This is a genomic window from Paenibacillus sp. FSL R7-0272, assembly GCF_037969905.1.
GTDB lineage: Bacteria > Bacillota > Bacilli > Paenibacillales > Paenibacillaceae > Paenibacillus > Paenibacillus polysaccharolyticus.
The window spans coordinates 5,528,108-5,539,506 of the sequence record NZ_CP150221.1 but is presented as its reverse complement, the minus strand read 5'-3'; the positions used below and the strand labels follow the sequence as shown (position 1 = coordinate 5,539,506).

Below are 11,399 nucleotides of genomic sequence, written 5' to 3'. Positions count from 1 at the left end.
TTTTTCTCGGTATGCACTCTACCGGGTATTTTTTATTAGCATCAAATACACTCCAACAAATTTAAATAGTATTGTCTCAACGATTCCTTCAACATCTCAGGCTCCACAATCTTAATGGAAGTACCGTACCCTGCAAGGTAGCTCACAATGAACTCCAGTTCATGAGGTTCATAGGTTCCGACGAGCAGATAGAATCCGTCTTGTTCTTCAAGGCGCATGGAGGGGTAGTGATTTTGCTGAAATTGATCCATGCCCGCCTCACTGATTTTGCATTGAAATGAGATAGCTTGTTCGGAAGGTTTCCATAGGGAACGGAGATGTTCACTATGTATGTCAGCAAGGTGTGCGACAGGTTCGATCTCCGTTAATACAGCCGAAATGATTCGATCACAGCGAAATACACGGTATGCTTTTTTCTTCAGATCGTATGACTGGCAATACCAGTACCCTTTAATAGAATATAGCGCAATGGGCTGTATAATACGGGTGCTGGTTTTTGTTTTGGAAACTGCTTCTGACTGATCATGGTAATCTTCCAGATTCTCTTTCGTAGGCTCTTTGTTCTCAATAGAAACTGCGACTTTACTCTGCTCCGCCGCACTCCTGTTTTTGTCATGATACGTAATTTGAATAACGATCTGCTGTACTGCGGCATTTAATAGAAGCTCCAGATGAGCACTGTCTTTGATCTGTTCGGTATGTTTAAAAGCAACACGCTGTTGCATGTTATGAATGTTTTCTTGCTGTCTGTCTGATAATGCTGCCATAAATTTCTTATGAACAGATTCAAATGTGGTTCGAAAAGGCAAACTGGTGAAGCTGCGAAGAGCCTGCATAGCGAAATACAGGGCATGAAGCTCATCTGTATTAAAAGAGATCGGAGGCAGTTGCATCTGCTGAAGCAGATGGTAACCGCCATAACGTCCGTACTCCACATAGATGGGCGCACCCATCTCTTCCAGAGACGCAATATCTCGTAAGGCGGTTCGTTTGGATATTTGAAACTCTTGCATTAAGTCAGGCAGCGTGAAGTGCTGTTTATGATTAATAAAGCGAAGCATATGGTGTAGACGTTCAGTCTTTTTCATTTGTTGGCATCTCCTCCTCTCAATGGTGTCATCTATTGGCACCTTTAGTCGTTATAGTAATAAGTGTAAGACAGACAAATGAAGGAGGCAAGTCACATGAATGTTGAAGTTATCCCCTTTCTCTCGATGAACGGAGAAGCGGCAGAAGCAATTACATTTTACGAAAAAACGTTGGGTGCGAAAGTATTATTCCGAAAAAGCTACAAAGAAATGAAGCAGATGAGTCCCGATTTCACGTATCCTGGCGGCCAGGATGAGTACATCACCCATTCGGTGCTGGAGATCGGAGCGAACAAAATCATGATTGCGGAGGAAGCGATGGATACGGAGAGACCTTGGGAACTGGGAAACAGTATATCGCTGTGCATTCAATCTCAAGATCAAGGCCAAATGGATGGACTATACGAGGCGTTGACACAACATGAAGGGGTGAAGGTGCTTGTGCCTTATGCAAGGAATGAATTTAGTCCCGGCTACGGGATTGTCCGTGATCCGTTTGGTGTTGTCATTCAGTTATGTGTAACGGTACATGATTTCTAAGTTTTTTAGTTCAACTTATATAGAATAAAGTTTCCAGAAAAAAGCAAGTTATGATTATCCATAACTTGCTTTTTATGCTGCTTTATGTCCCCACAGATTGTGAATTATGACCCAGAGTATGAAGGTTGTATGTACACAAAAAAATATTTTTTGGGATTCGTGCAAATTAGTGATCCATAAGTCCCGAATTCGGGTATCATTACTAGGAGTCAACGCATCGCATGAATGCATCTATCATGAACGGCATGAAGTAATTAAATGCAACACTTTATTGACTATGGGACGGATTGTGGGGGATTTGGATGTCTTTATTGGAGACGGGGCGGCAAGATCAGGTGACGGACGATTTAGTGGTCAAGGCGATGGAGAAAAGTTTGGCGATTATTCGCTTCGATTTAAACCGTAGGGTTACATACGTGAATGATGTATTTGCTTCAAGAATGGGGTATACCAAGGAAGAGATGTATGGAATGCAACATCGGCAACTATGCTTTGCAACATTTACAGATAGTCCGGCATATGAGGAGTTCTGGAGAAGTATTTTGGCCGGGAACAGCTTTCAGGACAAGATTGAGCGTATGGATGCCAAAGGCCAATCGGTATGGCTCGAAGCTACATACATGCCCGTGTTTGATGCGTCGAATCAGAAGGTGCTTGGCGTTTGCAAGATGGCTACGGATATTACGAATCGCCAAAATAACATTACAGCCGTTGTTCAGGAATTGAAGACGCTATCTCAAGAGCTGAATGAGCAGGCAGGGGCAGGGATTGGCCGAAGCCATGAATTAATGTCCAGCGTTTCTTACATCTCGGAAGTATCTGCAGCTAACCAATCTACGCTAACCCATCTGCAAGAACAGGCTGGCTCCATTCAAGGCGTGGTGCGAACGATTCGGGAAATCTCTTCTCAGACACAATTACTCGCGCTCAATGCAGCGATTGAGGCTGCACATGCAGGAGAGTTCGGCCGAGGATTCGATATTGTGGCGAAAGAAGTGCGCAAGCTGTCAGCCATGGTGGAGAATTCAATTAACGAGATTCGAGACAGTGTAACAGGCATTACCAAAGAGATTACCAATATTACCAATGGTACGAAAAAGGTAGAGGACTACGTGCAACAAAGTCACGAAAGAATTGAGATTGCGTTAAATGATTTCAAAACGATCGCGGCCGCGGCCACTTTACTGGATGATAAGGCACAACATGTGACTCGAATTGTGTAAGCGAAAAATAAATACGGTATGAATTCCAGAACGATTCTGTGCTCATGGCAGGGTCGTTTTTTTGCTGTTTGGATCATATTCCTCGCAAATCAAAGTGGTCGTTAACCATCAGGCAAGAAAGTGTTCTATTGCATATCCTGCCAAAATCACGGAATTTTTATGGGTAAACAGGACACAATAAGCCGGGAATACCTGTGGTTTGATTTTACAGAGAAGGGAGGATGGATGGAGGGTGTGGTCAACGATCTTATCTTATGTACCGAAATGGACCATCTGGGCACAGGCACTCATGGTGTTTATTGTACCGATTATGATATATTTCACGACCAACTGGTTCCATACGGCAATCAAGCGGGGCAGCTTCTCTCGCAAAAATAAAATGATTCCTTCACCGAAGGACATTTCACCAGCTGAAGCTGGCATCGGACCAGGGACGGAAACCGGGCACTATGCCAACATTAAGTTAACCGGAATATACACGACAGATTTGATTACGGTTCGAGAGACCTTTGGCAAGAATGCAGATGTACATATTCGAGAGTTCACCATTCGAGGAACGAACACGAGAGTGGCGATCCTGTATACCGAAGGACTTACAGATACAGATCTAATTGACAGCTATTTAATCAAACCTTTAATGATTGAGGGTATACCTGAACTCAAACAGGAAAGTTTTCTTCATCCGGAACAGGCAGACTTCCTGTCCACGTATCTGAAAACTCAAATTCTTCCCGTCAGCGAGATTCAGGAGACACAATCTCTACAGGAGCTTGCAACAGGTGTATTGGTAGGGAAAAACGGTTTGTTGGTGGATGGTCTTCCGGGAGCTATGCTGATCGGAACGTCCAGATTAAAGACGCGCGGAGTGGATGAACCCTTATCTGAGGGTCTGCTACGCGGACCGCGTATCGGTTTTACAGAGGAGCTTAGTGATAACACGGGCATTTTACGACGTTATGGAAGCGATCAGAGTTTGTTTATTGAAAAGCTTGAAGTGGGCAGTCGGATCAAAAAATACTTGGCTATTGCTTATATTCAGGATATTGCCGATCCTAAACTCGTAACCGAGGTTATAAAACGTGTGAAAAGTATTGATATGGACACGATGCTGGAGTCCGGTTACGTAGAACAACTGATTGAAGATGATGCCTTGAGTCCTTTCCAGCAGATTCTGAATACGGAAAGACCTGACCGCGTTATTGGTGCTTTATTAGAAGGGCGTGTAGCTATTTTGCTGGACGGAACTCCGTTTGTTCTGGTCGTGCCGGTGACGTTCAGTATGTTGCTTCAATCTCCAGAAGACTACTATGAACGCTGGATTCCAAGTACGTTCCTTCGAATTCTGCGTTTTATGTCGGCTATGTTAGCCCTGCTTGCCCCGGCGCTTTATATCTCTTTCATTTCGTTCCATCCAGGTCTGATTCCAACGAAACTGGTGCTAACGATTATTGAAACCCGTTCGGGTGTACCCTTTCCTTCGATTATCGAGGCTTTAATTATGGAGCTATCCATCGAGATTCTGAGGGAAGCGGGGATTCGTCTCCCGAAACCTATCGGACCTGCGATGGGGATCGTTGGGGGTCTGATCATCGGTCAGGCAGCAGTACAGGCAGGCATTATCAGTCAGTTTCTGGTTATTGTCGTGGCGGTTACAGCGATTTCTTCCTTCACTATTCCCGTATATAGTGCAGGGCTGACCTTGCGATTATTGCGCTTTGCCGCGATGTTTAGTGCCGCTGTAATGGGATTGTATGGTGTGGTCATGTTCTTCTTGCTGATGTGCACACATCTGGCTCGACTATCTAGTTTCGGAGTCCCTTACATCGCGCCAGCGGTTCCGTACCACTTGAGTGATTGGAAGGATTTTGTCATCCGTGCCCCGCTGAATATGATGAGAAGACGTCCAGACATGATGAATCCGACCGATGAAGATCGTAAGAAATAACGTTGATCGAAATGAAGTTTCGTGCCAAACAGTTCTGTACAGTTCAGTTTAGCCTCGTATAATCCGCTGATGGTCTGGAGGTGCTAAGAAGTGAATGACTCCCAAGTAAAAATAAGCACGACACAAGCCGTGGTCATTATCGTCAATTATATGCTGGGTGCAGGCATATTAACATTGCCTCGGACAACAAGCAAAGCGGTTGGTACACCGGACGTCTGGATTTCGATTATCCTATCCGGGTTGATTATCACGGGTGTAGGAATTATTCTGGTGACTTTGTGTCGACGATTCCCGGAAAAGACCGTTTTCCAATTCACCCGTGAGATTACGGGACGTTGGGTAGCTTACATACTCGGCTGTGCCAACATTCTTTATTTTATGGTGATTGCCGCCTTCGAAATTCGGGTGATGGCAGACGTGACCGGAATGTATTTGCTGGAGCGTACACCTACCTGGGCCATAGTGATGGTGTTTATGTGGATTGGAATCTATCTTATTTCCGGCGGACTTCCAGTTATCTTGCGTGTGTTTGAGGTCATTTTGCCGATTACCTTGGTCATTTTTGTAATGGAAATATTGCTGAGTAATCAACTGTTTGAGATCAGTAATCTGAGACCGGTTCTCGGGGAGGGAATTTTACCTGTGATCAAAGGGTTGAAGCCTTCTTTGTTATCATACACAGGTTATGAAGTAATGCTGGTCATTACGGCATATATGCAAAATCCGAAGAAAAGCAACAAGGCCATGACTTGGGGGCTGGGCATATCTACATCGATTTATTTGATCACGGTCGTTATGGTCGTTGGCAGTTTATCGCTCGATGGAATTAAAACGAGAACCTGGCCAACACTCGATCTGGTTCGAAGTTTTGAGATTCAGGGTTTGATCTTTGAGCGCTTCGAATCGTTATTGCTGGTTATCTGGATTTTGCAGATTTTCTCTACGTTTGCGATCACCCATTACTGCGCTTCTGTAGGGATTCGTGATCTATTTAAAGCGAAAAAGATGCGGACCATTATGTACTGCCTTCTACCGTTTATTTATTTGGCAGCCATGATTCCCAAAAATGTATATGAAACATTTGCACTAGGTGACATGCTGGGCAATGCGTCTGTCGTTTTGTTTGCCATTATGCCTTTGGTATTGTTACTGTTGAGTATTATTCGAAAAAAGGGAGGTAAGCACGCATGATTCCATTCCGGTGGCTGCGTATCATCTCTGCGTTACTGATTCTCGGTCTGATCTCCGGGTGCTGGAGCAGCCGGGAAATTGAAGATTTGAGCCTGTATGTGGGTCTCGGTATTGATGTTGGCCAGGAAACCAAATTTGAGAAAACAATAGCAGCCCAAGGAGGGGGCTATCCAAAAGAAGAAAATGTCACCGCAACAGTGCAGATTGCCCCTGGAAAGTCGAGCAGTCAGCAGAGCGAACAGGGTGGTTCACCTTCTTCTGGTAAATCTTCTTACTCCAATGAACAGCTTACCGGGGATTCCTTGCTCCAGATTTTTCGCCAGTTTGCCCTGCGCCGGGATCGCCCGCTCATTGGGCATCATCTGAAAGTGATCGTGATATCTAAGGATATTGCTAAAAAGTATGGGCTGACACAACTCCTTGATTTTGTGCTGCGAGATAACGATATTCGCCCCAATTGTCTTGTACTAATCAGCCATCACCGTGCGCTTGATGTACTCACTTCTAGAGATCCTTCTCGAATTCCAGCTTTTTATCTTACGGGAATCACAAATAACTCGTATATATCCAATAAGATAATGGAGCCGGTTTCCCTTGCCAAACTGGATGCAGAGATGCAGTCTGGGTCTAGCTTTTTGCTTCAAAACGTGTTAAATGCAGATGGTGAGGACAAGTTTTCAGGGGGCAGCATTTTCAAAGCCAAAACAACGAAATTTATTGGTGAACTTAGCCAAACGGATCTGGAGGCATTATCCTGGATTAAGCCGAAGGAGCGAGGCGGTGTCATTAAAACATACAGTAAAGAAGGTTTCACTGTCCTCTATGAAATTAAGAAAAAGACCACAAAAATTATTCCAAAGGTGGTTCGCGGAGATATTTCGTTCCATGTGAAGGCAGAGTCCGAAGGTTGGTTAATGGAGGACTGGCGTGCGCCTGAAAAAGAAGAGAAGGGAGCTTATCTGAAAGAACTGGAGAAGGATTTTGCTAAAATCGTAGATCAACAGATCGATCAAATGCTCTATAAACTCCAGCATACGTATAAAGCTGACGTTGCCGGTTTTCGGGATAGCCTCCGAATCCATTATCCTAAAACGTGGAAAAAGGTAAAAGATAACTGGGATGAAGTGTTTGCAACAGTACCTATTACGTATGAGATTAAAACGAGTATTATAAATCCGGGTTCCTCTACAGAGTAGCTCTTTACTCCCCGTTCGCAAAAACTTTATATGTTAATGTGTTAATTTCAGCACAAGAATATGGAAAGCTCTGCTTGGGTCGGTTATCGTGTTTATTTAAATGTTGACACATCAGGCAGCAGTCGATATAGTTATACAAAATCATTTTCTTATCCAGAGAGGTGGAGGGACTGGCCCTTAGAAACCTCAGCAACAGATCTGAAGGATACTGTGCTAATTCCAGCGGGTGAAAGCCTGATAGATAGGAGCGTTTGTTTTTATTTGTCAGTTACGGCGCACTCTTCAGGAAAGAGTGGGTCTTTTTTGTTTGTTCTGGATGAAGAAGCAGGGAGCAGGTTATATGGAGAATAGTAACGATAAAGGCCAATTTCAGCGAAAAATGCAAACGAGGCATGTAGTTATGCTCTCTCTTGGTGGCGTCATAGGAACAGGACTGTTCCTTAGCTCAGGGTATACCATTCAACAAGCCGGACCACTGGGTACGATTCTTTCTTATCTGATTGGCGCTTTGGTGGTGTACCTGGTGATGCTCTGTCTTGGCGAACTGTCTGTTCATATGCCGGAGACGGGTGCATTCCATAGTTATGCAGCCAAATATATTGGACCCGCTACAGGATACACAGTGGCCTGGCTGTACTGGCTTACTTGGACCGTAGCGCTCGGATCAGAATTTACAGCCGCAGGACTGCTTATGCAACGCTGGTTTCCGTCCGTGAACGTCTGGATCTGGAGTGCGTTGTTTGCGCTGATGATCTTCCTGTTTAATGCATTCACCGTAAAGCTTTTTGCCGAATCCGAATTTTGGTTCTCCTTGGTGAAAGTGATGACGATTGTCATCTTTATTATTCTTGGTGGTGCTGCCATGTTTGGTATTATTCCGATGGCAAATGCTGAACCGGCTCCGTTCTTTTCCAACATTACAGCGTCTGGGTGGTTCCCATACGGGGCAACTGCGATCCTGATGACAATGCTGGCTGTCAATTTTGCTTTCTCAGGCACGGAGCTGATTGGTATTGCCGCAGGCGAAACGGAAAATCCGGAAAAAACCATTCCGAAAGCCATTCACACCACGCTGTGGCGTTTGATTATTTTCTTCATTGGCACGATCATTATTCTGTCAGCATTGCTTCCGATGTCAGATGCAAGTGTGCTGGAGAGTCCGTTCGTTGCTGTCATGGAGCGGGTCGGTGTTCCGTATGCCGCCGACATCATGAACTTTGTTATTTTAACGGCGATTCTGTCCGCTGCGAACTCGGGACTGTATGCATCATCACGGATGCTATGGTCATTGGCGGATAAAAAGACGATCTCTCCATGGTTTGCGCGCCTGACGAAACGCGGAGTACCTTTCAATGCGCTTGTGCTCAGCATGGCTGGTGGTGCACTGGCTTTATTGTCCAGCATCATTGCGCCGGGAACCGTCTATATTACGCTTGTTTCAATCTCAGGTCTTGCTGTGGTAGTTGTCTGGATGAGCATCAGCGTGTCTCAATACATGTTCCGTAGACAGTATCTGCGGGAGGGACATGACGTGAAGGACCTGGTTTACCGAACGCCGCTGTATCCATTTGTGCCTATCGTTTCATTTGTATTGTGCCTCGCATCCTGCATAGGTATCGCTTTTGACCCAACACAGCGGATTGCTTTATACTGTGGTATTCCATTCATTATTTTGTGTTATATCGTGTATTATTGGACGGATCGTACGAAAAAGAAAAGAGGGCTGACTTCATGACACAACGTGAGCAAACGAATGATGTAAATGTGGTTCAACGTATTCTGGACGAGTATCCAATCATGATTCTGGATGGGGCACTGGCGACGGAACTGGAACAGCATGGCTGTGATCTGGATGACCCGCTCTGGTCTGCACGTGTGTTGCTGGAGAACCCGGATGTTATCGTGAACGTGCATGCTGATTATTTCCGAGCAGGGGCAGATTGTGCAATTACCTCCAGTTATCAGGCAACAGTGGAGGGCTTCCGCAAGCGTGGAATCGGAGAAGAGGCTGCCCTGGATCTGATTCGAAAAACAGTGGAACTGGCGGCGAAGGCCAGAGATGATGTATGGGCAGAAGTGCAGGAAGCCACAGTAGTTGAAGGTTCAACAGGACAGCTTGTAGACGTTTCTTCGGGACGAGCCGAGAACGTGGGGAACGAGCAGAGTGAATATCGTACTGGTGAACACACTAATGGCGAGAAGTTGCGTCGTCCGCGACCTGTCGTTGCTGGTTCTGTCGGCCCGTACGGTGCCTATCTGGCAGATGGTTCGGAATATGTGGGACATTACGGCGTATCCGATGAGACACTTGCCGCATTTCACCGACCTCGCATGGCTGCGCTGATTGAAGCAGGAGCTGATATTCTGGCGTTCGAGACGATTCCTTCGTTGCAGGAGGCTCGTGTTCTTGTCGAATTGCTTAAGGAGTTTCCAGAGGCTTATGCGTGGCTTTCTTTTTCATTAAAAGATGGGACAAGCATCAGCGAGGGAACATCGCTTGAGGTATGCGCACAGACATTCGGCTCTGAACCGCAGATTGCGGCGATCGGCCTGAACTGTGCTCCGATGGAAGTGGTCACGGAAGCCATTGGTATCCTGCGCCAAGCTTGCGATAAACCAATCATCGTGTACCCGAATTCAGGTGAAACCTACGATGCCGAGACCAAAACATGGAGTGGCCAAGGTTCCTGCGGCAGCATGAAGGACGCATCAGAACAATGGGTTGCCGCTGGTGCTCAGATTATTGGTGGATGCTGCCGGACAACACCCCATCAGATCAGCGAGCTGGCAAAGAAGTGGCGGGGTTAAAAGATTTAATGTAGGGTTATTCACGGAAAGAGTAGAAATATATTGAGATGAGAAGAGTCCCTCAACGATTGGTATAGGATCGGTGAGGGATTTCTCATTAGAAAAATAGAAAATAATGTTATTTGTTCTGATATGAATATGTAGGTTGTTCTCTTCTGATGCTTTTCTTTGTTCACTAAAGTTTTACTTCGTTCCCCCAAATTTAAAGATCCATTGTACATTGACATATAGGAGAATAGTGTGAAATTGAATTCGTTTCCATTGTAAAGGTGATGTAATAAATAGTTTTATATTAAAAGGCAAGTCATTTTTTGGAATATTCATGTTAAATACATTATGTTTTTTTTTGGAAGAGAAAATAGTACTATTAAATTGAGTACATAAAATTCAAGACCTAATCTAGGGAGAACATTAATATGAGTGAAAAGACTAGCCGTATATTTCAACTTATAAATGCCATATATGCTAAGCCAGGGATAACTGCCAGTGAACTTGCGACCAAACTCGAAGTATCCCAAAGAACGATTTACCGAGATATTAGTCAGATTTCTTTATTCACGACGTTGATGCTAGAAGATGAAGATAAACGAAACGGAGGGTATCGTTTTCTGAACGAAAATTTTTTGGATCCCATTCGTTTTAATGAAGAAGAAGAACTAGCTTTCACATTGCTTCCTTCACTACTCGAAAGGGATAAACGTCCTCTCGGTTTCGACAGTGCCTACGATAAAATAATGGCCTCCCATCGAAAGAATCAGACCCAACGCAGCAATCTCGTGCGAGATATTACGGATATCATCCAGATGGGAACCCCTGCGTACCGAACGGAGTACCCCAATCATCTACATGAAATCATTCAAGCGATCTTGGACAAGCGAACGATTGACACCGTATATCACACACAATCTAGGGATGAGACGAGCAATCGCATGATCGATCCGTATTATCTGATTCCAAGAGAACAACGGTTTTACTTAATCGGTTTCTGTCATAGAGCACAAGATATGAGAATTTTTCGTTTGAGTCGTTTCCAGCAAGTACATATTACGAACCGAGTATTCGACCTAGGAGACTTCAGTGTTCAACAATATTTGAAAAATACATGGTCGATTCACCCGGGAGAGCGCAATACCCGATTTAGGGTTCGTTTTGATTCGAAAGTGGCTCGTTACATTCGGGAGGAGGAGCTCTTTGTTCAACCATGGATGAAAGAGTTAGCAGATGGATCGCTTCTATTTGAAGTAACGGTGAACAATGAGCATGAATTAATCATGTGGTTACTGCAGTACGGCCCCGACGCAGAGATTCTGGAACCACAATCGGCACGAGAAGAGATGAAAGCACGCATGGCAGCCTGGATGAGAATGTATCAATAATACTTTTGAGAGGAGAAAGTAGGCAGGATGGA

9 protein-coding genes and 1 riboswitch are annotated in these 11,399 nt (G+C 44.8%); of the genes, 8 read left to right on the top strand and 1 reads right to left on the bottom strand.

Annotated features, from left to right (window positions below; genetic code table 11):
• Positions 1 to 41 precede the first annotated feature (41 nt).
• Complete coding sequence (locus MKY23_RS24480; RefSeq protein WP_339832860.1) at positions 42 to 1,088, bottom strand: YafY family protein; 1,047 nt, start codon at positions 1,086 to 1,088, stop codon at positions 42 to 44.
• A 96-nt stretch (positions 1,089 to 1,184) separates the two neighbouring features.
• Between MKY23_RS24480 and MKY23_RS24475 the strand changes: the two genes are divergently transcribed.
• From MKY23_RS24475 to MKY23_RS24440, 8 genes are all read left to right on the top strand, one after another.
• Positions 1,185 to 1,628 carry a VOC family protein gene (locus tag MKY23_RS24475; RefSeq protein ID WP_339832858.1) on the top strand — a complete coding sequence of 148 codons (444 nt, stop codon included), beginning with the start codon at positions 1,185 to 1,187 and terminating at the stop codon, positions 1,626 to 1,628.
• 302 nt (positions 1,629 to 1,930) lie between these two features.
• Complete coding sequence (locus tag MKY23_RS24470) at positions 1,931 to 2,851, top strand: methyl-accepting chemotaxis protein (protein WP_221786779.1); 921 nt, start codon at positions 1,931 to 1,933, stop codon at positions 2,849 to 2,851.
• Between the two features lie 232 nt (positions 2,852 to 3,083).
• Entirely contained in the window at positions 3,084 to 4,796 is a 1,713-nt protein-coding gene (locus tag MKY23_RS24465) for a spore germination protein (RefSeq protein WP_339832853.1), read from the top strand.
• 90 nt (positions 4,797 to 4,886) lie between these two features.
• Positions 4,887 to 5,987 (top strand): GerAB/ArcD/ProY family transporter, encoded by a 1,101-nt coding sequence (locus MKY23_RS24460; RefSeq protein ID WP_339832851.1) that lies wholly within the window; start codon positions 4,887 to 4,889, stop codon positions 5,985 to 5,987.
• Entirely contained in the window at positions 5,984 to 7,183 is a 1,200-nt protein-coding gene (locus tag MKY23_RS24455; RefSeq protein ID WP_339832849.1) for a Ger(x)C family spore germination protein, read from the top strand. The genes MKY23_RS24460 and MKY23_RS24455 overlap by 4 nt, the downstream gene beginning before the upstream one ends.
• A 146-nt stretch (positions 7,184 to 7,329) precedes the next feature.
• Positions 7,330 to 7,431: riboswitch (SAM riboswitch) on the top strand.
• 92 nt (positions 7,432 to 7,523) lie between these two features.
• A complete protein-coding gene (mmuP, locus tag MKY23_RS24450; RefSeq protein ID WP_339839681.1) occupies positions 7,524 to 8,918 on the top strand; it encodes an S-methylmethionine permease in 1,395 nt (464 codons plus the stop codon).
• Complete coding sequence (mmuM, locus tag MKY23_RS24445; protein WP_339832847.1) at positions 8,915 to 9,991, top strand: homocysteine S-methyltransferase; 1,077 nt, start codon at positions 8,915 to 8,917, stop codon at positions 9,989 to 9,991. The genes mmuP and mmuM overlap by 4 nt, the downstream gene beginning before the upstream one ends.
• 416 nt (positions 9,992 to 10,407) lie before the next feature.
• The gene (locus MKY23_RS24440; RefSeq protein WP_339832845.1) at positions 10,408 to 11,367 is read left to right on the top strand and encodes a transcriptional regulator; all 960 of its coding nucleotides are present in this window, start codon (positions 10,408 to 10,410) and stop codon (positions 11,365 to 11,367) included.
• Positions 11,368 to 11,399: the final 32 nt, after the last annotated feature.

Bases quoted from the DNA above. Each gene is read 5' to 3' on its own strand.
- MKY23_RS24470 (WP_221786779.1), top strand. From the start codon at position 1,931: ATGTCTTTATTGGAGACGGGGCGGCAAGATCAGGTGACGGACGATTTA.
- MKY23_RS24455 (WP_339832849.1), top strand. From the start codon at position 5,984: ATGATTCCATTCCGGTGGCTGCGTATCATCTCTGCGTTACTGATTCTC.
- mmuM (WP_339832847.1), top strand. From the start codon at position 8,915: ATGACACAACGTGAGCAAACGAATGATGTAAATGTGGTTCAACGTATT.
- MKY23_RS24475 (WP_339832858.1), top strand. From the start codon at position 1,185: ATGAATGTTGAAGTTATCCCCTTTCTCTCGATGAACGGAGAAGCGGCA.
- MKY23_RS24480 (WP_339832860.1), bottom strand. From the start codon at position 1,088: ATGAAAAAGACTGAACGTCTACACCATATGCTTCGCTTTATTAATCAT.
- MKY23_RS24440 (WP_339832845.1), top strand. From the start codon at position 10,408: ATGAGTGAAAAGACTAGCCGTATATTTCAACTTATAAATGCCATATAT.
- mmuP (WP_339839681.1), top strand. From the start codon at position 7,524: ATGGAGAATAGTAACGATAAAGGCCAATTTCAGCGAAAAATGCAAACG.